25 protein-coding genes are annotated in these 19,411 nt (G+C 61.8%); 16 read left to right on the forward strand and 9 right to left on the reverse strand.

The features are described from left to right. Window positions 1-59: 59 nt before the first annotated feature. Entirely contained in the window at window positions 60-1,445 is a 1,386-nt protein-coding gene (locus NP825_RS12415) for a DUF1254 domain-containing protein (protein WP_257543849.1), read from the forward strand. 94 nt (window positions 1,446-1,539) lie between these two features. Here the strand turns inward: NP825_RS12415 and NP825_RS12420 are convergent, their stop codons facing one another. The 3 genes from NP825_RS12420 to thiS are packed head-to-tail and all read right to left on the reverse strand — an operon-like array spanning window position 1,540 to window position 2,875. Next, window positions 1,540-2,316: a bifunctional sulfur carrier protein/thiazole synthase protein gene (locus NP825_RS12420; RefSeq protein ID WP_306996760.1), complete on the reverse strand. Its 777-nt coding sequence runs from the start codon at window positions 2,314-2,316 to the stop codon at window positions 1,540-1,542. Between the two features lie 2 nt (window positions 2,317-2,318). After that, window positions 2,319-2,669 (reverse strand): VOC family protein, encoded by a 351-nt coding sequence (locus tag NP825_RS12425; protein WP_257543851.1) that lies wholly within the window; start codon window positions 2,667-2,669, stop codon window positions 2,319-2,321. Further along, the gene (gene thiS / locus NP825_RS12430) at window positions 2,669-2,875 is read right to left on the reverse strand and encodes a sulfur carrier protein ThiS (RefSeq protein WP_257543853.1); all 207 of its coding nucleotides are present in this window, start codon (window positions 2,873-2,875) and stop codon (window positions 2,669-2,671) included. The genes NP825_RS12425 and thiS overlap by 1 nt, the downstream gene beginning before the upstream one ends. 73 nt (window positions 2,876-2,948) lie before the next feature. Here thiS and NP825_RS12435 point away from each other — a divergent pair, with 73 nt between their 5' ends. The 6 genes from NP825_RS12435 to NP825_RS12460 all read left to right on the forward strand — a co-directional run bounded on the left by NP825_RS12435 (window position 2,949) and on the right by NP825_RS12460 (window position 7,408). Beyond that, window positions 2,949-3,173, forward strand: a complete 225-nt coding sequence (locus NP825_RS12435) for a hypothetical protein (RefSeq protein WP_257543855.1) — start codon at window positions 2,949-2,951, stop codon at window positions 3,171-3,173. Further along, complete coding sequence (locus NP825_RS12440) at window positions 3,170-3,448, forward strand: type II toxin-antitoxin system RelE/ParE family toxin (protein WP_257543858.1); 279 nt, start codon at window positions 3,170-3,172, stop codon at window positions 3,446-3,448. Before NP825_RS12435 ends, NP825_RS12440 begins: the two co-directional genes overlap by 4 nt. 26 nt (window positions 3,449-3,474) lie before the next feature. Further along, window positions 3,475-3,915, forward strand: a complete 441-nt coding sequence (locus tag NP825_RS12445; RefSeq protein WP_257543860.1) for a type II 3-dehydroquinate dehydratase — start codon at window positions 3,475-3,477, stop codon at window positions 3,913-3,915. Between the two features lie 69 nt (window positions 3,916-3,984). Continuing rightward, on the forward strand, window positions 3,985-4,470 hold the full coding sequence (accB, locus tag NP825_RS12450) for an acetyl-CoA carboxylase biotin carboxyl carrier protein (protein WP_257543862.1): 486 nt from the start codon (window positions 3,985-3,987) through the stop codon (window positions 4,468-4,470). A gap of 8 nt (window positions 4,471-4,478) precedes the next feature. After that, window positions 4,479-5,840 carry an acetyl-CoA carboxylase biotin carboxylase subunit gene (gene accC, locus NP825_RS12455; protein WP_257543864.1) on the forward strand — a complete coding sequence of 454 codons (1,362 nt, stop codon included), beginning with the start codon at window positions 4,479-4,481 and terminating at the stop codon, window positions 5,838-5,840. Window positions 5,841-6,034: 194 nt separating this feature from the next. Next, a complete protein-coding gene (locus NP825_RS12460; protein WP_257543866.1) occupies window positions 6,035-7,408 on the forward strand; it encodes a L,D-transpeptidase family protein in 1,374 nt (457 codons plus the stop codon). 94 nt (window positions 7,409-7,502) lie between these two features. On the opposite strand, the gene NP825_RS12465 is transcribed toward NP825_RS12460, so the two are convergent. Continuing rightward, window positions 7,503-8,270 carry a murein L,D-transpeptidase catalytic domain family protein gene (locus tag NP825_RS12465; protein WP_257543868.1) on the reverse strand — a complete coding sequence of 256 codons (768 nt, stop codon included), beginning with the start codon at window positions 8,268-8,270 and terminating at the stop codon, window positions 7,503-7,505. A gap of 169 nt (window positions 8,271-8,439) precedes the next feature. Between NP825_RS12465 and NP825_RS12470 the strand changes: the two genes are divergently transcribed. Beyond that, the gene (locus NP825_RS12470; RefSeq protein ID WP_257543870.1) at window positions 8,440-8,784 is read left to right on the forward strand and encodes an arsenate reductase family protein; all 345 of its coding nucleotides are present in this window, start codon (window positions 8,440-8,442) and stop codon (window positions 8,782-8,784) included. A 265-nt stretch (window positions 8,785-9,049) separates the two neighbouring features. Continuing rightward, window positions 9,050-9,256, forward strand: coding sequence for a hypothetical protein (locus tag NP825_RS12475; RefSeq protein WP_257543873.1), 207 nt, complete (start codon window positions 9,050-9,052; stop codon window positions 9,254-9,256). Here the strand turns inward: NP825_RS12475 and recF are convergent. From recF to NP825_RS12490, 3 genes are all read right to left on the reverse strand, one after another. Beyond that, window positions 9,240-10,352: a DNA replication/repair protein RecF gene (gene recF / locus NP825_RS12480; RefSeq protein ID WP_257543875.1), complete on the reverse strand. Its 1,113-nt coding sequence runs from the start codon at window positions 10,350-10,352 to the stop codon at window positions 9,240-9,242. The genes NP825_RS12475 and recF overlap by 17 nt on opposite strands. A 200-nt stretch (window positions 10,353-10,552) precedes the next feature. Continuing rightward, window positions 10,553-11,724 (reverse strand): IS3 family transposase gene (locus NP825_RS12485; RefSeq protein ID WP_257543877.1). Its coding sequence is split into 2 segments (ribosomal slippage): window positions 10,553-11,472 and window positions 11,472-11,724, totalling 1,173 coding nucleotides; the frame shifts between segments, so codons are not numbered across the junction. Window positions 11,725-12,021: 297 nt separating this feature from the next. Continuing rightward, the gene (locus NP825_RS12490) at window positions 12,022-12,627 is read right to left on the reverse strand and encodes a hypothetical protein (RefSeq protein ID WP_257543879.1); all 606 of its coding nucleotides are present in this window, start codon (window positions 12,625-12,627) and stop codon (window positions 12,022-12,024) included. Window positions 12,628-12,690: 63 nt separating this feature from the next. Here NP825_RS12490 and cas1 point away from each other — a divergent pair, with 63 nt between their 5' ends. After that, window positions 12,691-13,755 (forward strand): CRISPR-associated endonuclease Cas1, encoded by a 1,065-nt coding sequence (gene cas1 / locus NP825_RS12495; protein WP_257543882.1) that lies wholly within the window; start codon window positions 12,691-12,693, stop codon window positions 13,753-13,755. Here cas1 and NP825_RS12500 read toward each other — a convergent pair. After that, entirely contained in the window at window positions 13,752-14,018 is a 267-nt protein-coding gene (locus tag NP825_RS12500) for a helix-turn-helix domain-containing protein (protein WP_306996771.1), read from the reverse strand. The two genes, cas1 and NP825_RS12500, sit on opposite strands and share 4 nt — an antisense overlap. Window positions 14,019-14,116: 98 nt before the next feature. On the opposite strand from NP825_RS12500, the gene NP825_RS12505 reads away from it, so the two are divergent. The 6 genes from NP825_RS12505 (at window position 14,117) to NP825_RS12530 (ending at window position 18,206) form a co-directional block, all read left to right on the forward strand. Then, the gene (locus NP825_RS12505; protein ID WP_257543884.1) at window positions 14,117-14,566 is read left to right on the forward strand and encodes a hypothetical protein; all 450 of its coding nucleotides are present in this window, start codon (window positions 14,117-14,119) and stop codon (window positions 14,564-14,566) included. Between the two features lie 110 nt (window positions 14,567-14,676). Next, window positions 14,677-15,960 carry a PD-(D/E)XK nuclease family protein gene (locus NP825_RS12510; RefSeq protein WP_257543886.1) on the forward strand — a complete coding sequence of 428 codons (1,284 nt, stop codon included), beginning with the start codon at window positions 14,677-14,679 and terminating at the stop codon, window positions 15,958-15,960. 389 nt (window positions 15,961-16,349) lie between these two features. Then, window positions 16,350-16,478 (forward strand): hypothetical protein, encoded by a 129-nt coding sequence (locus tag NP825_RS12515; RefSeq protein WP_257543888.1) that lies wholly within the window; start codon window positions 16,350-16,352, stop codon window positions 16,476-16,478. 58 nt (window positions 16,479-16,536) lie between these two features. Then, complete coding sequence (locus NP825_RS12520) at window positions 16,537-16,716, forward strand: PspC domain-containing protein (protein ID WP_257543890.1); 180 nt, start codon at window positions 16,537-16,539, stop codon at window positions 16,714-16,716. A 574-nt stretch (window positions 16,717-17,290) separates the two neighbouring features. Continuing rightward, window positions 17,291-17,470, forward strand: coding sequence for a hypothetical protein (locus NP825_RS12525; protein ID WP_257543892.1), 180 nt, complete (start codon window positions 17,291-17,293; stop codon window positions 17,468-17,470). Between the two features lie 115 nt (window positions 17,471-17,585). Continuing rightward, complete coding sequence (locus NP825_RS12530; RefSeq protein WP_257543895.1) at window positions 17,586-18,206, forward strand: hypothetical protein; 621 nt, start codon at window positions 17,586-17,588, stop codon at window positions 18,204-18,206. On the opposite strand, the gene NP825_RS12535 is transcribed toward NP825_RS12530, so the two are convergent. Continuing rightward, window positions 18,207-19,378, reverse strand: a protein-coding gene (locus tag NP825_RS12535; RefSeq protein ID WP_257543897.1) for an IS3 family transposase whose coding sequence is annotated in 2 segments (ribosomal slippage) — window positions 18,207-19,111 and window positions 19,111-19,378 — 1,173 coding nt in all. Because the reading frame shifts where the segments join, the coding sequence is not laid out codon by codon here. Window positions 19,379-19,411: the final 33 nt, after the last annotated feature.

Here is a 19,411-nt window from a genome sequence, read left to right on the forward strand (position 1 = left end):
ACTGATGAACCACCCGCCCCTATGGCCCGCTCATCAACATTCCACAGGAGCGTGATTCGATGAAAAGCCTGCTTGCCCTTCTGGCAATGGCGGCCGCCTTCGTGACCGGCGCGGCCTATGCCGCGCCGGTCAGCGAGGACGACGCCTATGCCATCGGCCTCGAGGCCTATACCTACGCCTATCCGATGGTGCTGATGGAAACCACGCGCCGCGTGTCGACCAACGCGAGCGAAGGCCGGATGCGCGCGCCGATGAACCGGTTCGGGCATATGCGGACCTATCCCGACGCGACCTTCAAGGACGTCGTGCGCCCCAATGCCGACACGCTCTATTCGCCGCTGTGGTTCGATGTCGGCAAGGAGCCGCTGATCATCACCCTGCCGAAAACGGCGGGCCGTTATCATGTCGTGCCGATCATGGACATGTGGACCGACGTGTTCGCCGCGCTCGGCACGCGCACCACCGGCAATGACGGCGGCATCGTCGCGCTCGTCGGGCCGCGTTGGCAGGGGACGCTGCCGAAGGGCATGCGGATGGTGCGCAGCCCGACCGAGATGGGCTGGATCATCGGCCGCATCCAGACCAACGGCGCCGCCGATTACGACCATGTTCACGCCCTCCAGGCGAGCTATGCCGCGACGCCGCTGTCGGGCTGGGGCAAGCCGCAGGCGCCCGCGGCGCTGAAGTCTGATCCGACGATCGACATGAAGACGCCGCCGGTCGAGCAGGTCGCGAACATGACCCCCGCCGCCTTCTTCGCGCTGTTCGCCGAAACGCTGAAGCACAATCCGCCGCACGCCAGCGACTATGCGGTACTGGCGCGGATCGAGCGCGTCGGGCTGGTTCCGGGGCAGAGCTTCGACCTCGCCGCCGCCGATCCGGCGGTGCAGCGCGGGCTGACGCGCGCCGCCGCCGATGCGTGGCAGCGGATCGTGAACCGGCGAAAGGGCGTCGCGCTCACCCGCAACAATTGGGTCGCGATGGGCAATGCGCTCGGCGTCTATGGCAATGATTATCTCCAGCGCGCCTTCGTCGCCTTTGCCGGTCTCGGCGCGTTGCCGCCCGAGGAAGCCATTTATCCGATGGCGCCGCTCGACGGCGACGGCAAGCCGCTGACCGGCGCGTCGCGCTATGTCCTCCATTTCGACAAGGATCAGATTCCGCCCGCCGACGCCTTCTGGTCGCTGACCATGTATGGCGCCGACCAGTTCTTCGTCGCCAACCCGATCGACCGCTTCGCGATCGGCGACCGCGACAAGCTGACCTTCAACGCCGACGGCTCGCTCGACCTTTATATTCAAAAGGACAATCCGGGCGCCGACAAGGAAGCCAACTGGCTGCCCGCCCCCGACGGGCCGTTCAGCATGAACCTGCGCCTCTACCTCCCGCGCCGCCCGGCGCTCGAAGGAAGCTGGATCGCGCCGCCGGTCAAGCGGGTGCCCTAGCTCTCATCCGTCATCCCGGCGCAGGCCGGGATCTCACCCTCGCGTCCTGACGCACCGGCGGGATCCCGGCCTTCGCCGGGATGACGATAGAAGGTCAGATCAACCCCGCGAGCGGGCTCGACGGATCGGCATAGCGCCGCTGTCCCATGCGGCCCGACAGATAGGCGTCGCGCCCCGCCTCGACCGCGAGCTTCATCGCGCGCGCCATGCGAATGGGGTCTTTGGCTTCCGCGATCGCGGTGTTCATCAGCACGCCGTCACATCCGAGTTCCATCGCGACCGCCGCATCGCTCGCGGTGCCGACGCCGGCATCGACGAGCACCGGCACCGACGCGCCCTCGACGATCAGGCGGATCGTCACGCGGTTCTGGATGCCGAGGCCGGACCCGATCGGCGCGCCGAGCGGCATGACCGCGACCGCGCCCGCATCCTCGAGCTGCTTCGCGGCGATCGGGTCGTCGACGCAATAGACCATCGGCAGGAAGCCTTCCTTGGCGAGCACCTCGGTCGCCTCGAGCGTCTCGCGCATGTTCGGATAAAGCGTCTTCGCCTCGCCCAGCACTTCCAGCTTCACCAGATCCCAGCCGCCGGCCTCGCGCGCCAGCCGCAGCGTGCGGATCGCATCGTCGGCGTTGAAGCAGCCCGCGGTATTGGGCAGGTAGGTGATTTTCTTCGGATCGATATAGTCGGTGAGCATCGGCGCATTCGGGTCCGACACATTGACCCGGCGCACCGCGACGGTGACGATTTCGGCCCCCGAGGCTTCGACCGCGGCGGCGTTCTGCTCGAAATCCTTATATTTACCGGTACCGACGATCAGCCGCGACGTGAAGGTCCGTCCGGCAACGCTCCAACTGTCGATCTTGTCCACATTCAATCCTTGTTCTGAACGATATTCGCGATGTCGCCGAGCGGGTCGCGAACGAAGAAGCGGCGGACGCCCCATGGCTCGTCGCGCAGGGCATAGACGATCTCGTGCCCCGCTTCGACGGCGCGCGCATGGACCGCGTCGACATCGTCGACGCCGACCGAATAGGCGGGACGCAGCCCCGACGGGTCTTCGCTGAGAATGCTGATCTGCGCCATCGGCTGCGCGGCCGAGCGATAGATGGTGATGAAATCCATCGCCATCGCGGTCTCCAGCCCCAGCACCTCGTTGAAGAAGCCCGCCCCCGCCTTCGGATCATCCGTGTAGCGATTGGGTATGATGCGCGCGACGGCCATTAGCCGCCGCCCACGAAATGAACGATTTCCAGCACATCGCCCTCGGCGAGCGCGACATCGGCCAGCGTCGAGCGCGGCACGATTTCGCGATTGCGCTCGACCGCGACCTTCTTCACGTCGAGCCCCAGCGACGCGACGAGGTCGGCGATGCTGCCTGCGCGCACCTGCCGCGGTTCGCCGTTGAGGATGATGGTGATGAGGGACATGATGGCGCACCGCTTACCGGCTTTCGCGGAAAACGCCATATCCGGCGCAGCTTTTTTCCTTTATGATCATGGTATGACATCGCTCGAAAAATTCTTTTCCTTCGCACAGCGACTGCCCGCCGATCAGCTTGAAACGGTCGAGCAGGCGTTGGCCGCGCTGATGGATTCGATGTCGGAACGCTTCGATTTCTCCAACGGGGAACTCGCCGAAATCGATCGCCGTGCCGCTGATCCGGCGCCCGAATTTTCGGACCCCGACGACATTGCCAGGATTTTTGGCCGCCCCTTCTCGGCATGACGGCGATCCTTTTCCGCAAGGAGGCGGAAGCCGATCTGCGCGCCATCGTCGATCATTATGAAAATATCGCCCCGGAGTCGCTTCCGAACATCCTGTCGGACATATATCGCACGATCGACCAACTCGGGCACTATCCGCGCTCGGGCATGCAGGTTCCGGACCGGCCGTTCCGGCGCATCGTGACGATCAAATATCATTTCAAGATCGCATACGAGATTCACGAGGACCGGATCGCGATATTGGGTGTTTTTCGCTATCAGGATCGCGAACGCTGATCCGTCCCTTTCCGAAAGGCCACATCTTGTCCGAAACGCCGCTCGTCTATGTCCTTTCCGGCCCCAATCTCAATCTGCTCGGCACCCGCGAGCCCGAGATTTACGGCCATGATACGCTGAACGACATTCACGCGCGGCTGGAGGCGCGGGCCGCCGAACTCGGGCTCCGCGTCGAATGTCGGCAGACCAATCACGAGGGCGTGCTGATCGACTGGTTGCACGAGGCCTATGTCGAGGGCGCCAAGGCGGTGCTGCTCAATGCGGGCGGCTATACCCACACCTCGATCGCGATCCACGACGCGATCAAGTCGATCAAGGTGCCGGTGATCGAGGTCCATCTGTCGGACCCGATGCAGCGTGAGCCGTTCCGCCATGTGAGCTATGTCGGCATGGCCGCCGCCGCGCATTTTGCAGGCCATGGCGCGCAAAGCTATACGCTGGCGCTGGACGCCGCCGCCCGTCTCTGACAAGAGGGGCGCCATCAGAACAGGGGTCAGGCACCGCCAGACCGGGGCCGCAACAACAGGAAAATTCTCATGGGTGACCATAAAGACAATGGCATCAACATCGATCCGGCGTTCGTGCGCGCGCTCGCCGAGCTGCTCGACGACACGCAGCTTTCGGAAATCGAGGTCGAGGACGGCGACCGCAAGGTGCGCGTCGCGCGCACGCTGACCGCCGCCGCGGCGCCCGTCGCCTATGCGCCCGCTCCCGTCGCAGCGCCTGCCGCTGCCGCCCCCGCGGCTCCGGCCCCTGCGGCCGCACCGGCCCCCGCCGCCGACGCTTTCGCCGACGCGGTGAAGTCGCCGATGGTCGGCACCGTCTATCTCGCGCCCGAACCCGGCGCCCCCAATTTCGCCGCGCCCGGATCGGCCGTGAAGGCCGGCGACACGATCCTGATCATCGAGGCAATGAAGGTGATGAACCCGATCGTCGCCCCCGCCGCGGGCACGCTGAAGGCCGTGCATGTCGAGAACAGCCAGCCGGTCGAGTTCGACCAGCCGCTGTTCACCATCGGCTGATTCACCCGATGGCTATCGAAAAACTCCTGATCGCCAACCGCGGCGAGATCGCGCTGCGCATCCACCGTGCGTGCCACGAAATGGGCATCAAGACGGTCGCGGTCCATTCGACCGCCGACACCGACGCGATGCACGTCCGCCTCGCCGACGAAGCCGTCTGCATCGGGCCGCCCGCGGCAAAGGACAGCTATCTCAACATTCCGGCGATCATCTCGGCGGCCGAGATCACCGGCGCCGACGCGATCCACCCCGGCTACGGCTTCCTGTCGGAGAACGAGCGCTTCGCCGAGATCATCGAAGCGCACAACATGATCTTCGTCGGGCCGAAGCCCGAGCACATCCGCACCATGGGCGACAAGGTCGAGGCGAAGCGCACCGCGGTCAAGCTCGGCCTGCCGGTGGTTCCGGGTTCGCCCGGCGCGGTGACGTTCAGCGAGGAGACCAAGAAGCTCGCGCAGGACATCGGCTATCCGGTGCTGATCAAGGCCGCGTCGGGCGGCGGCGGGCGCGGCATGAAGGTCGTTCCCGACGAGGACAGCCTCGAAAGCCTGATGGGCCAGGCGTCGAGCGAAGCGGCGGCCGCCTTCGGCGATCCGACCGTTTACATGGAAAAATATCTCGGCAATCCGCGCCACATCGAATTTCAGGTCTTCGGCGACGGCAACGGCAACGCGATCCATCTCGGCGAGCGCGACTGCTCGCTCCAGCGCCGCCATCAGAAGGTGCTCGAGGAAGCCCCCTCGCCGATCATCTCGGCCGAGGAGCGCGCGCGCATGGGCGGCATCTGCGCCGACGCGATGGCGAAGATGGGTTATCGCGGCGCCGGGACGATCGAATTCCTGTGGGAAAATGGCGAATTCTTCTTCATCGAGATGAACACGCGCATCCAGGTCGAGCATCCGGTGACCGAGATGATCACCGGCTTCGACCTCGTCCGCGAACAGATCCGCATCGCGGGCGGCGCGGGCCTGTCGGTCCGCCAGGAGGATCTCGAATTCCGCGGCCATGCGATGGAATGCCGCATCAATGCCGAGGATCCGCGCAGCTTCCTGCCCTCGCCGGGTAAGGTGACAAGCTATCACGCCGCGGGCGGCATGCACGTCCGCGTCGATAGCGGGCTCTACGCCGGCTATTCGATCCCGCCCTATTACGACAGCATGATCGGCAAGCTGATCGTCTATGGCCGCAGCCGCGAAAGCTGCATGATGCGGATGCGCCGCGCGCTCGGGGAAATGGTGATCGGCGGGGTCAAGACGAACATTCCGCTGCATCAGGCTTTGCTCGCCGACCCCGACGTGATCCACGGCGACTACACGATCAAATGGCTGGAGGAATGGCTCGCACGACAGGATGAAGAGGGCCAGGCTTAAAGCCTACCCTCCGCATCCACCCATTTCCGTCATTCCCGCGAAGGCGGGAATCCAGCTCGTTCCGGCGCTGGCGCAAAGCTGGATTCCCGCCTTCGCGGGAATGACGAACGTTTGCGACCGAATTCGTCCTACCACCCGTTGCGTGTGCCCTAGCTCACTTTAACTAGGGAAAGTTTTTGGCTATGGCCTTCGCCATGGTCAAAAACTCCCCCCTCGCCCTGCGCCACCCCGCGGCGCTGCTCCTCCCCCTGACGCTGCTTGCTGCCCCCGCGGTCGCGCAGACCAACGTCAAGGAGGATTCGGTCGTCCTGCAGCCCGACAAGGTCAAGGACGACGCCCCCGTCGTCGAAACGATGACACAGGCCAACCTGCCCGACTGGTCGAAGGCAAACGCCAAGGCGCTGCTCGGCTTCATCCAGACCGTCGGCGACGAAGGACTCTTCGCCAAGGACTATAATCCCGACGCGCTGCAGGCCGCGATCGACGGCGGCGATCAGGACAAGCTCGATCAGGTCGCGACCGACAGCTTCCTGCTACTTGCGACGCACCTGCGCGACGGCCGCACGCCGAACGTGGCGCGCAAGCAGTGGTTCATGACCGACAGCGACGCAGAGACCGAGCCGCTGGTCGCATTGCTGACCTCGGCGCTGACCTCCAATTCGGTCCCCGCGGCGCTCGCCGGGCTCGACCCGGTGCATCCTAATTTCGCGGTGCTGAAGACCGCGCTCAAGAGCGCGAAAACCCCCGCCGACGCCAATGCGATCCGCGTCAACATGGAACGCTGGCGCTGGATGCCCCGCGATCTCGGCGAGCGCTATGTCGTCAGCAACGTCCCCGAATATCTGACCCGCGTCATCCATGGCGGCACGGTGATCGCGACGCACAAGGCGGTCGTCGGCAAGCCGTCGACCCCGACGCCGCAGCTCAACCCGATGGCAACCGGCATCATCGTCAACCCGACCTGGACGCTGCCCAAGAGCATTATCGCCGAAGGCATCGGCGCGACGATCGCGAACAATCCGGCGCGCGCCCGCGCGCAGGGCTATACCTGGACGGGCAGCGGCAAGACGCTGTCGGTCGTCCAGCAGCCGGGCGCGAACAATGCGCTCGGCGTGATGAAGATGGAGATGCTCAACCCGCACGCCATCTATCTTCACGACACGCCGTCAAAGGGCGCGTTCGCCGCCGCCGCGCGCGCCTTCAGCCATGGCTGCATCCGCACCGAGCGCGCGCTGCATTTCTCGGGCCTGATGGCGGTCTATTTCGCCGGCAAGAGCCCCGAGGAATTCGGCGAGGCGATCGCCAGCGGCAAGACGACGAAGTTCAGCTTCGACGACCCCTTCCCCGTCTATGTCGCCTATTGGACGGTGGTTCCGGGCGCCAAGGGCGGCATCACCAAGCTCGCCGACATCTATGGCCGCGACGCCCCCGTCGTCGCGAGCTTCGCCAAACCCGGCCGCGCCGCGGCGGTGGTGATCTCGCCCAATCCGCCGGTCGTGGTGCCGACGGCGCCGGTGACGCCGGCGGCGACACAGGCCGGCAAGCTGGGCGATAGCGGGATTTATTGATTAGCCTCGTCATTGCGAGCGCAGCGAAGCAATCCAGAGCGGTTTACGCGTGCTCTGGATTGCTTCGCTGCGCTCGCAATGACGATCCTGTGATTTAATCCGCCGTCTTCGGCATCGTCCCGCTGCTCGCGCTGGTGCGGATGATATTCTCGGTCCCCGGCAGCGGCTCTGTCGGCATCGGGAAGCTCGGCATCGGCGGCGGCGCGCTCAGCTTGTCGGCGAAGAGCAGCCGCCCGGGCCCCAGCTTGTAGAGCACCATCGGCAGCAATTCCTCACCGAAGACGAAGCAGCCCTCACTGCGCCCCAGCTTGCCCTGCGTCGCGATCAGCGCCGGTTCGGCATACCAGGCGCCGTGGATGACGATCGCGCGCATGTCGGCGTTGCTGTTGTCGGCCTCCAGCCCCGCGAGCCGCATCGAGGAGCCGTTCGCGCCCCAATAATAATCGCTGGTGCGATAGGCACCGCGCGACGAGGCCAGGCTACCCGGCGCGTTCGAGAAACGCTTGAGCCAGCCGTCGTGCTGCGGGTCCGAGCCGCGCCCGTGGGTCACCGGGAACATCTCGATCTTGCCCGCCGCCATGTCGATCAGCGCGAAGCGCGGGCGCGACGAGGGCAGGCCGAAATCGACGATACCGACGCGGTCGGTCTGGTGGATGGAGCGCGATTGCAGCGCCAACTGCTTGCGCGCGACGGCAAGATAGTCGACCGGCGCCTGTACGGGCGCCGGAGGCGGCATGGTTCCCGGCGTCGACGGCTGCGCCATCCAGTCGGGCAATTGGGCGGCCCGCGCCGACGTCGCGGCGAGCGCCCCCGCGCCCGCCAAGCCAGCCAGCAATGTCCGCCGATCGATCAGTTCATTCACTTGAGTAGCAACCCCGCATTGGCCGCCTCTGGCGGTCCCTCGATCCGCTCATAGATCGTATCCGGGCCGGGAAAGGCAAGCTGGTGGTTCCCCTTCATGCGGGCAGATGTGCCATATATGCCATGAATAGCGGGTTTACGCTGCGGTAAGCTGTCGTTAGGGCGGGGGCATGAAGGCAGTCATCTGGCACAACCCCGCCTGCGGCACCTCGCGCAAGACGCTGGCGATTCTCGAAGAGACCCCCGGCGTCGAGGTCGAGGTGGTCGAATATCTGAAGACCCCCTATACGGCGGACAAGCTGCGCCAGCTTTTCCGCGACGCCGGTCTGACCGCACGCGAGGCGCTTCGCCTGCGCGGCACCGACGCCGAGGAGCGCGGACTGAAGGACGCGAGCGAGGACGCAATCATCGCCGCGATGACCGGCAACCCCGCCTATGTCGACCGCCCCTTCGTCGAGACCGAAAAGGGCGTCCGCTACTGCCGCCCGCAGGACCGGGTGCGCGAGATTCTCTGACCGCGACGGCGGCTTTGGGGTGGGAAGCGGACGATGCCGCTCCTCCCCGGCACGGGGAGGGGGACCGCCGAAGGTGGTGGAGGGGCAGGTGGGTCATGGCGCGCCTTTTCTGGATCGAAACGTAAACCGAGGGTGCCCCTCCACCATGCTTCGCATGGTCCCCCTCCCCGTGCCGGGGAGGATATCTTGTCAGCTTCCGGTCGTCTCCCGTCATTCCTTTCCTTCGCGCTGGACAGAATCGCTTCCCCCTCGCTACCCGCGCGGCATGGGAATCACAGCAACGATCATGAACACCGCCACCGGCGGGCCACTCCAGAAAATGAGCTTCAACCGGATGCCGAAACCATGGGCCAGCTTCACGCTCGCCACCGGCGAGCTCGTCACTGCCGAACGCATCGACGTCGGCAAACCCGCGCCGGGGAAATTCGCAGCGCCGATCAGCATCTGGGTCACGGTCAAGCCGAAGGACTGATCCGCCCGCCGGCGATCCGGAACCGCGTCACCGGCCCCGGCATGTCGGCGAACAGCGCCGCCTCGGTCCCGGTCAGCCACGCCTGCCCGCCCTGCCCCGCGAGCCGTTCGTAGAGCGCCGCGCGGCGCGAGGGGTCGAGGTGTGCCGCCACCTCGTCGAGCAACAGCACCGGCCGCGCCCCGCGCCCGCGCGCGACGCAGTCGCTGTGCGCGAGGACGAGCGACAGCAGCATCGCTTTCTGCTCGCCGGTCGAGCAGCGCGCCGCCGCGCGCCCGGTCGCGGCGTGGACGGCGGAGAGGTCGTCGCGGTGCGGCCCCGCGGTCGCGCGGCCCGCGGCAGCATCGATACGGCGGCGCGCAGCGAACAGGGCTTTGAGCGCCTCGACATCGTGGGGCATCTCTCGCGCGCGTCCCTCACCGTCGACCAATGTCAGCAGCGGCCGCGCGAACGGCGCGTCGGGCTGGTCGGCGAGTTCGCCTGACAGCGCCGCGAGCGTCGCCAGCCGCGCGGCGTCGATCGCGGCGCCATGCTCGGCAAGCTGCGCCTCGAGGCTGGCGAGCCATTGCGGATCGGCCTGCCCCGGATCGGCGAGCAGCTTGCCGCGCGCGCGCAGCGCCGCTTCGTAGCGGTTGCTGTGCTGCGCGTGGCGCGGGTCGAGCGCGAGAACGAGGCGATCGAGGAAACGCCGCCGGTTGCCCGCGCTCTCGACGAACAGCCGGTCCATCGCCGGGGTCAACCACAGGATCGCGATCCACTCGCCGAGCGAAGCCGCCGCGGCCGGTGCGCCGTTGATCCGCACGATCCGCCGTCCCGGATGCGCGGGCTCAATCCCCGTCCCCAGCGCCACCGGCGGCAGGTCGGCCCCGGCGAGAACCTCGGCGAAAATGGCGAAGCCGCCGTTCGCGCCATCGCGCACCATGTCGGACAGTGGCGCGCGGCGCAGCCCGCGGCCGGGCGCGAGCAGCGAGATCGCTTCCAATATGTTCGTCTTGCCCGCGCCATTGTCGCCGTGCAGCGCCACCAGCCCCGCCCCCGCCGCCATGTCCGCGCCGGCATGATTGCGAAAATCGGTCAGCGAAAGGCGGGTCAGCGTCATGCCCGATTGCGACTACCGCACGTATCGACCCCGCGCCAGTCTTCAACAGTCTCGTCACCCCGGACTTCATCCGGGGGGTATAGTGATTGCCGCCGGAATTATCGCTGCTGACCACACCGTCTCGGCAAACCTCGTTCGGCGGCACCCGAATCGCTCATTTCTTGAGCGTGACGTGACCCCCAGCTTTCCTCCAGCTGAGATTAGAGCCGGGCGGTTGTTTTGCGCATCAGCGCGGTTGAAGCAATGGGCTGCGTAGCGGAGCCCGGAGGGCGTAGCGAAGCAGGCCATTGCTTATTCAGTTCAGCGGCGAACGCCGCCGGGGTTGCGTAGCCAAGGGACGAGTGTGGTCTCTCCCGGTTGTAATCCTCGACCCAGGCAGCGATCTCGACCCGAGCATGGGCAAGACTCATGAACAGGGTCTCATTCAGCAGCTCGTCGCGCATGCGACCGTTAAAGCTTTCCACGTAGCCGTTCTGCATCGGCTTGCCCGGGGCGATGTAATGCCACTCCACGCCGCTCTGGCCGCACCATGCGAGCACGGCATTGCTGGTGAGCTCGGTGCCATTATCGCTGACGATCATCCCCGGCTTGCCGCGCTGTGCGATCAGCTCGGTCAGCTCGCGCACGACACGGCGCCCCGAGATCGAGGTGTCGGGCACCGCTGCCAGGCACTCCCGGGTCACGTCATCGACCACGTTGAGAACGCGGAATCGCCTGCCCGACGCCATCTGGTCATGAACGAAGTCGAGGCTCCAGCGCTGGTTCGCCAGTGCCAGCACCGGAGCAGGTGCCCTCGTGCCGACAGCACGCTTGCGGCTGCGTCGCCGCCTCACCGCCAGACCTTCTTCCTTGTAGAGCCGCTGGGTCTTCTTCCGGTTGATCATCACGCCTTCCCGGCGCAGCAGGATATGCAAACGGCGATAGCCGAACCGTCGACGCTGGTTGGCCAGCCCGCGCAGCTTCTCGCGCAGAGCAGTGTCATCGTCCCGGGTGGAACGATAGCGCACGCTCTTGCGATCGGCATCGATGACACGGCACGCCCGCCGTTCGCTCATCCCGTGGCACGCCTGCAGATGAGCGACAGCTTCCCGCTTCGCGGCGGGCGTCAAAACTTTTTTGCCAGAAGATCCTTCAACGCAGCCTGGTCCAGCATTGCATCGGCCAGAAGCCGCTTGAGCCTGGCGTTCTCGCTCTCGAGCTCTCGCAGGCGCCGGGCCTCGGATACCTCTAGGCCGCCATACTTGGCCTTCCAGTTATAGATCGTCGCTTCAGACACACCGTGCCGCCGGGCGAGATCAGCGGTCTTCGCGCCCGCTTCTGCCTCCTTCAGCACCCCAATGATCTGCTCTTCTGAAAACCTTGCACGCTTCATCGTCTGTCCTTCCTTCAGGCCAGACTCTAATCGTTCGTGGAGGAAAATCAGGGGGTCACGTCAATCGGACTGGCGCTTCGTTGGCGCGCGCATGGCCTCGCGCCTGTGACCGGCTCAAACCGCGCTTGGCCGCATTGGCAATGCGGCGCCGATATTCTGCACGAAAATCTCGTGTTCTGGCCACGTTAGACTCCCTACTTCGCAGCGAATCATTCGCTGCACTTCTGGGAGCTTGCGGCCGTTGCCGGGGCCGTTAGGAGAGTCCGAAATTGCTCAAATGATTATGGTCTGTTTCGATCAGGTGAACAGATCGGGATGCGTCCTGCGATGACGCCGGATTGTGCTTTCGCCAATTCTGCATTTGCCGGGAAATTGCGCCGGAAACATCGTCGCCGCCATTTCCTGAATCTCGATGTTTTGCGTCGATTTAGGCACGTTTAGAAAATTGGGATTTGCCGATTTCAAAGCGTCCCATGCAACTTTCGCTATCATTATCAGGGTGGGACGACCCGAAGAGTTTGCCTTCGATGCTTCCAAAGGATTTGCAGGCGGCGCACGGCAAATTCGGACATCGCGGAATTCACGGCCCAAGCCCCCTATTGCCGAATTAACGGCATCAATTTCCAATTCTGCCGACAAGAACAGATTTTGGGGAATTTCTCGAATATCGAGAGAATTGTCATCCGGTGAAATGCCCAAAGCGATGAATTCGCCGTCTGCTAAGGCATCCGTCAATATTCCAAGCCGCTCGCGTTCCAGCCACTTTGATCGAGCAGGCGATTGACCGCTATCGCGATATTTTTCCCGATGTTCATGGCCCGCCGATTCCCACGCGGCAAAGGCCACGTCATCAGCGTTTTGCCAATTGGTCCTGAGCGGAGAATTAGGGTCGAATATGTGCATTTAACGCCCAGAAAACAGGTTAATTCCAGCGACAATTACACGCGATTCTGCTAAAAATCGTGAATGCTATATGCCGCCAATATTCACGCCCGCGACGTTGCCGACGAATGGGCAATTCGCGCCGAAAACTGGCTTGCCGAATTGGAGGAATTGCAAAAGCCGCGACGGCTTCGCGAACGCAATTCCAATTCGCTGATATTGGCCGGTCACGGCAATTCCCTTCGCGTCGAAAAAGGCGCGCTGATTATCAAACATGGGTTCACCCATTATCCCCAAAAGCAGGAATGCCGTCGCTATTTCAAAGGCGATTTGGAATTGCCGCGTATCATTGTCCTTTTGGACGGCAGCGGCTCGCTATCCTTCGACGTGCTGGATTGGCTGGCCGAGCAATCCATTGCGCTCGCCCGGATCAAGGCTTCCGGCGACGTGGCAATTGTGGCGAGCGGCGATGGCTTTGCTGCGGATCAAACCAAGATCGACTGGCAACGCGAAACATTGGCCTGCCCGAAACGGCGCATGGCGTTCGTGCAAGATTTGATCGCGGGGAAGCTGAGGAACAGCATCGCCACCCTTTCGGGGCATTTGCCGCAAACCGTGGATACCGATGCCGCTATCGCGAGGGCCGAACGCGGGATTGCGGAGCTTGGGAGGCCACTGGACGATTTACAGCAGGTGCGAGCGATTGAGGGCGAATGCGCCTCGCTCTATTTTCGCGCTTGGCGGCACCTGCGTCCGCAATGGAAAATCTCGAAACGATATCCGGTGCCGGATAGCTGGCTGACCTATCGGGGTCGCAGTTCGGTCCACGAATGCAAACCGGAAAATCGCCGCGCTACCGACCCGATTAACGCCATGCTCAACTATGGCTATGCGGTCATACACAGCAAATTGCAGGTCATAGCCATCGCCGATGGCTACAGCCCGCTTCTCGGCATCATGCACCGGCAAAAGCGAACCAGCGTCAGCTATATTCTCGACATGCTGGAACCGGAACGCCCTCGCGTTGACGCCGCCATATTGGATTTTGTGCAATCCCGCACGTTCACCGGGGCCGATTTCATCTTGCGCAAAGATGGTGCTTGCCGCCTGTCGCCACAGCTAGCACGGGTTGTGGCCCAGTTGGTCTAGCTGGCGGGCTTCCGACCGGGCCGCAATCCCTTTTGCTGGCCAGCGTCATTCACCGGCTGGAAAAATTCGAGCAATTCGATGCCCAATATGCGGGCGATTTTCTCCAGCGTATCGACGCTCGGATTTTCCTCCCCGCGTTCGATGCCGCCGAGATAGGAGCGATCAACGCCAGCATCGAAGGCAAGCTGCTCTTGCGAAACAGCTTGGGCAACGCGAACGCGCTTCAAGTTTTGCCCGACAAGTTTCCGCCCTTGCATGGGCATGATGGACAGTATTTGAAGGATATAAAACCACTGGATATATCCATCATATTAAGGTTTTCCCGCTAATTCCGACTGATCGAATGGCAGCGGAGGTGCGCATGTTTCGGCAATTTTTTCCGGTCGCTTTTGGCTTGATGCTGGCAGGGTGCGGCATATCGGAACCAGACTATTCCGGTTCCTATGTGGGCGGTGACGAGAACGCCCTTATCCAGTTGCAGATTGTCGAAGCGAGCGGCGGGAATATCAACGGCAGCGTCACCGCATCCCTGCTAGATTACAACGCCGGGAAATTGAAGCAGACGACAAAAGCAATCACTGGCGTTCGCCGGGGCGAGCAATTCAGCTTGCTTGCGCATCACAATGAATTCGGGGCAGCGGATGCGCCGCTATCTCTCGAAGCTGAGGGCAATTCCCTGATTCTTAAAGTTCCAGCCACCGGCCAGATAATCGAATTGGCTTCTATGGACCAAAATCAATACCGGGATCGGCTCACCAAATTTGCCAGCGCCCTAAATGCTAACGACGTTGGTTTGCTCCCCGACGATTGAAATTATCTCCGGGCGACACTTGCAGCGCAGGCAATTCGCAATGATACTGATTGGCCGGATAAGCTGTCCGAACCCATCACCATGATAAACAGCGGGCCGAAGATTCTCTCATGACTGAAATAGTCCAACACCCCAGCCATGCCGATCTGGAAAACCTATTTGTTAATAACACCGACATCGATCGCCTAGAAATATATCTCAATCGCTTCAACCCTATTCGTGTCATGCGGATGGAAAGTATGGAGGTCCGCCATTCGAATATTCTCGGCTGGCTGCTCGATCCATCGGAAACGCATGGCCTAGGTGACCGCTTTTTGAGGGCATTCCTAGCTGAAGCTATGAAGGGCGAGAGTGCAAAAGGCTGTCCGACTGCAATCGATATCGTCCAAGCTGATCTTCGCGACATGGAGGTGCGTCGCGAATGGCAGCACATTGACCTCTTCCTACTTTCCCGCCGGAACAACTGGGCCTTCATAGTCGAGAATAAATTCCATTCGTCCCAGCATAGCGGACAGCTTGCGAGATACGTTGAAAAGGTCAGGACTGCATTCGAACCGGAAGAAGGGCGGCTGGACATCAAGGGGATATTCCTGACCCTGCACGATGAAGACCCCGAAGATGCCAGCTATGCGTCAATCGGGTATGATGCAATCTGCGACCTGCTGCCTCGCGTAATAGATGCAGAGGGGCAGTCCCTCGCACAACAAGTTCGAATTTTTATCGAACACTATATCGAAATTATCAGAGAGGCGGCGGGCATGAGTGAAGAACGGGACCAGATGGAACAGTTAGCCCGTTCGCTATACCGCCAACACCGCAAAGTTCTTGATTTTATATGGGATTATGGATCATCGACAAACTTCCTACTCGCCCGCGATGAAGTTTTCGGAGATGACTGGGGCGATGGGGCCGTAGTCAAAGCCGGAAAAATCAGCCTCGTTAGCTTTTGGAGCGGCGGGGAGCAGTTTAGTTTCCTGCCATTGAATTGGTATGAAGCACTTAGCAAAAATGGGCATTCTTGGACCGGATGCGAAAATTGGTGGTCGGGTTATCCGCTGATCTGCTGGATGCAGCTATTTCAGAGCGATAAAGGAACGGAAGGCTCCGTGCGCTTGGTCGCCGAGATTGGTCCTCTTCAGAATTTTGAATTGCGAAAAAAGCTGATCGAAGCAATTCAAGCCGTCGCGGCAGAAAAGGGAATACCGCAAATTCGGTTTCAAAAAACCGCGTCCAATGAAGGGAAAAAATACTCAAAATTCTTGAAGGACAATAGCATATCTATCAATGATGTTCAGGACGTCGAAGAGATAAGTAAGGCTATATCTAGGCTTCTAAAGAATTTCGTTCCATGTTTTGATGCTGTTTCGTTAGCCTTGGATGACTTTACCAACTGACGAGCGAAAGCTGGAACGCACATGCGCCTTCCCACGGATGGCGGCAATCTCTCGCTTCCAGCCGAAATCCTGATCTGTGGTCATCCGAATAATTTATTCCCACGATCACTATACCCCCCGGACTTCATCCGGGGTCCCGCTCAGCGACGGGGACAAGCGGGACCCCGGATCAAGCCTGTCCTGAGCTTGTCCAAGAGTCCGGGTACCGATATTGTAAATTTCCCATAATCGGCAATTTTCACCATATCACCGCAAAAATCTCGTTGAAATAAAATATCCGAACCCAAAAAACCCCGGTTAACCGCCAATGAATGAAATTGGCACGCCTCCTGCATTACATCGGGCATCCACCGGATGGCCCGGCGGACCCATATAGGAAGGACAAGATCATGGCCCATTTCAACGTCGACTCGCTCAAGAGCTACGCCATCGCGGCGGTTGCTTCGCTCTATTGCTCGATGCTGTTCCTCGCCGCTGTCGGCCCGAACGCTGCGCATTTCAGTGGGCTGGTCGCCTGACCAGCCCCGAAAGGCCACCAAGAACGCCGGCCGTCCGGCCGGGATCGAAAGGAAAGACATGAACCAGGGTTTTCGCAAGAATCGTCGCAGCGGGATGATCTTCGGCGTGTGCGCCGGGATGGCCGACCAGTTCGGCATCGACGTCTTGTGGACGCGCGTCGCTTTCGTCGCCCTGACATTGCTGGGCTTCGGCCTGCCGCTGCTGCTGTACCTCGCCGTCGCGATCCTCGCGCCCTAGGACAGCGAAGGGCCGGCGGCCGCAAAGGCCCATCGCGCCGGCCCGCATATTCCCCAAAGAACCAAGGGCCCGCCGGCCATGCCGGTGGGCCTTTTATTTTGTCGAGCTACTATCTTTTATCGCGCCACTATTTCGTCATTCCCGCGAAAGCGGGAACCCAGAGCGTGCGTCGGCTGATCCCACACTGGGTTCCCGCTTTCGCGGGAACACCGATGTTATAACTCGCTGAAGGTTGTTATTTGAACCTTGAGCAGTCCGCTGCTGCCTACACCCCCTTCCGGATATCGAAGAAGCCGACAATATTCGGATCGGTGGAGGAGTTGAGCGGAATAAGTGTAAGGGCGAGGGAGCCGATTTGGCGTATCCCGAAAAATCGATCCAATCTGGTCATAATTCATTTGTTTTCAGAGGGGTGCGGCGATGTTCCGAATTGACGGTGGGAATAGCACCGGTACACATGCTCTAATACCTCGGAAGCACTGCTTTCATTCTGGCGAGTCGTTGGGGAGACGATTGCATGGGGGCATTCAGGAATATAGCCAGCCCCGTAGCGTTTGCAGTCTTCATTGCCGGCTTGGCACCGCCTGCACTTGCGACAGAAACCATCACCTACACCTATGACGCCAAGGGCCGGTTGGTGAAGGTCGTGCGCACCGGCACGGTGAACAACAATGTCACCGCCGAATATACCCATGACAAGGCCGACAACCGCACCCGGCTGAAAGTGACCAACTCGCCCAATCCGCCGCCCTGAGACTTGATCTCGTTCAGGGGCTAATTTGACGGGGGGCGAGTGGATGTCGGGGCGAACGAGATTAGATGGTAGGCGATTTTCCTCCCGGCTGCTGTTTGGATGGTTTTTCCTTGTCATGGTCCTGGCTGGATCAGGCACAGCGAATGCTCAAGGTTGGCTCTTCAAAGGCGACATCACGCCCAATCGCGAAATCGTGGACGGCCGCGGCGTCGACGTGCAGTTTGGCGAAATCAGCGTCGCAACGGAACCGGTTGGCGTCGGCGATTTGTCTTCAGCGGCCAGTTGGTCTGGCATCACGGATTTTAGCAAGTTCCGTGCCTATGTGGCAGGAGGAACATCCGGTGATCGCTATGTCTTCCTGCATGGCAAGACCATCAAATTCCTGTCGAGCGGTGGGGTTTATGTACCCGCCGATGGCGATGGTTCGACGTTGGTCAAATCGACATCTGCTCTTGAAGCGTACACCTATACAGACCCCGATGGCGCAATCTATTATTTCCAGCGCGTCAATGCCGACGATCAGCGGATGTCGGGTGCGATGAATATTCGCGGGTATCTTATGACTGTAAGCCGGCCCGACGGACGCAAGCTCGAATATGCCTATAAGGGAGTAGAGGACGCCGAGGTCTGCGGACACACATGCTATTATCCCTATATGGTGCGCGTGCAGGCGATCGTCAGCAGCGACGGCTATATGCTGAATGGACTGCCCGCGATGACTGGTCCGGTTGCATAGTTAGTTGAAGATCGCCTCCGATGCCAGCCTGGGCGGGAGGCGGAGCGCAGCGGAGCCGAGCGGCCAGGCTGGCATCTTGATCGTTTCCGGAGTCGGTGGTTGGTATCCGAGGCTGCTGTGCGGCCGGAGGCGATTGTAATGATCGCGCCACCAGCCGGTGACGCACCGGACCTCCTCCAGGCTGTAGAAGATTTCACCATTGAGCAGTTCGTCGCGAAGACGGGCATTGAAGCTCTCGATATAGCCATTCTCCCATGGGCTGCCGGGCTCGATATAGAGGGTAGTGACGCCGAGCCGCCCGAGCCATTCACGCACCGCATGGGCAACGAACTCGGGGCCGTTGTCGGACCTAATATGCTCGGGTGGGCCATGTTCGATGAACAGATCGGCGAGGACCTCGATGACGTCGTTCGACCGGAACCGCCGCAGCGGCACCATCGCCAGGCATTCCCGGCTATGCTCGTCGATGATGTTGAGCATCCGGAACTTCCGGCCGTTGTGCGTCTGATCCTCGACAAAGTCGTAGGACCACACATGCCCGCGGTGCAGCGGGCGCAACCGGATGCACGACCCGTCGCCAAGCCAGAGCCGGCGGCGCTTCGGTTGTCTCTTCGGCACCTTTAAACCCTCCCGCCGCCAGATGCGCTCGACCACCGACAGGCTGACCTGCCAGCCGGCATGCCCGAGCAGCGCATGGATACGGCGATAGCCGTAACGGCCATAATCCTTCGCCAGCGCGATGATGTCGGCCGTCAGGCGTCGCTCGTCGGCATCATCTCTCGGAGGATGTCGCTGTGTCGAGCGGTGCTGGCCGAGCACGCGGCAGGTCCGTCGCTCCGATACCGGCAACGCACGACGAACCTGCTCAATCGCCTCGCGGCGACGGGAGGGGCTCAAAAAGTCAGCTTCGACGCCTCTTGCAGGATCGCCTTGTCCAGCGCGAGGTCAGCAACAAGCCGCTTCAACCGCGCATTCTCCCGCTCCAAATCCTTCATCCGCCGCGCCTGATCAACCTTCAGGCCGCCATATTCCTTGCGCCACCGATACAGCGTCTGCTCGGATATACCGATCTGGCGGCAAGCCTCGACCGCCGTCGATCCCCGCCCCACAAGCACATCCGCCTCACGCAGCTTCGCGATAATCTGTTCCGGCGTAAAACTTTGACGTCCCATAACTTTCTCCAATTCTTTCGCCACAATCGGCTC

This window comes from Sphingopyxis sp. DBS4 (genome assembly GCF_024628865.1).
In the GTDB taxonomy this organism is placed as follows: domain Bacteria; phylum Pseudomonadota; class Alphaproteobacteria; order Sphingomonadales; family Sphingomonadaceae; genus Sphingopyxis.

Excerpts from the sequence above, each read along its gene's own strand:
- NP825_RS12415 (WP_257543849.1), top strand. The coding sequence starts at position 60 with ATGAAAAGCCTGCTTGCCCTTCTGGCAATGGCGGCCGCCTTCGTGACC.
- NP825_RS12425 (WP_257543851.1), bottom strand. The coding sequence starts at position 2,669 with ATGGCCGTCGCGCGCATCATACCCAATCGCTACACGGATGATCCGAAG.
- thiS (WP_257543853.1), bottom strand. The coding sequence starts at position 2,875 with ATGTCCCTCATCACCATCATCCTCAACGGCGAACCGCGGCAGGTGCGC.
- NP825_RS12435 (WP_257543855.1), top strand. The coding sequence starts at position 2,949 with ATGACATCGCTCGAAAAATTCTTTTCCTTCGCACAGCGACTGCCCGCC.
- NP825_RS12440 (WP_257543858.1), top strand. The coding sequence starts at position 3,170 with ATGACGGCGATCCTTTTCCGCAAGGAGGCGGAAGCCGATCTGCGCGCC.
- accB (WP_257543862.1), top strand. The coding sequence starts at position 3,985 with ATGGGTGACCATAAAGACAATGGCATCAACATCGATCCGGCGTTCGTG.
- accC (WP_257543864.1), top strand. The coding sequence starts at position 4,479 with ATGGCTATCGAAAAACTCCTGATCGCCAACCGCGGCGAGATCGCGCTG.
- NP825_RS12460 (WP_257543866.1), top strand. The coding sequence starts at position 6,035 with ATGGTCAAAAACTCCCCCCTCGCCCTGCGCCACCCCGCGGCGCTGCTC.
- NP825_RS12470 (WP_257543870.1), top strand. The coding sequence starts at position 8,440 with ATGAAGGCAGTCATCTGGCACAACCCCGCCTGCGGCACCTCGCGCAAG.
- NP825_RS12475 (WP_257543873.1), top strand. The coding sequence starts at position 9,050 with ATGGGAATCACAGCAACGATCATGAACACCGCCACCGGCGGGCCACTC.
- recF (WP_257543875.1), bottom strand. The coding sequence starts at position 10,352 with ATGACGCTGACCCGCCTTTCGCTGACCGATTTTCGCAATCATGCCGGC.
- NP825_RS12490 (WP_257543879.1), bottom strand. The coding sequence starts at position 12,627 with ATGCACATATTCGACCCTAATTCTCCGCTCAGGACCAATTGGCAAAAC.
- cas1 (WP_257543882.1), top strand. The coding sequence starts at position 12,691 with ATGCTATATGCCGCCAATATTCACGCCCGCGACGTTGCCGACGAATGG.
- NP825_RS12500 (WP_306996771.1), bottom strand. The coding sequence starts at position 14,018 with ATGCCCATGCAAGGGCGGAAACTTGTCGGGCAAAACTTGAAGCGCGTT.
- NP825_RS12505 (WP_257543884.1), top strand. The coding sequence starts at position 14,117 with ATGTTTCGGCAATTTTTTCCGGTCGCTTTTGGCTTGATGCTGGCAGGG.
- NP825_RS12510 (WP_257543886.1), top strand. The coding sequence starts at position 14,677 with ATGACTGAAATAGTCCAACACCCCAGCCATGCCGATCTGGAAAACCTA.
- NP825_RS12515 (WP_257543888.1), top strand. The coding sequence starts at position 16,350 with ATGGCCCATTTCAACGTCGACTCGCTCAAGAGCTACGCCATCGCGGCG.
- NP825_RS12520 (WP_257543890.1), top strand. The coding sequence starts at position 16,537 with ATGAACCAGGGTTTTCGCAAGAATCGTCGCAGCGGGATGATCTTCGGC.
- NP825_RS12530 (WP_257543895.1), top strand. The coding sequence starts at position 17,586 with ATGGTCCTGGCTGGATCAGGCACAGCGAATGCTCAAGGTTGGCTCTTC.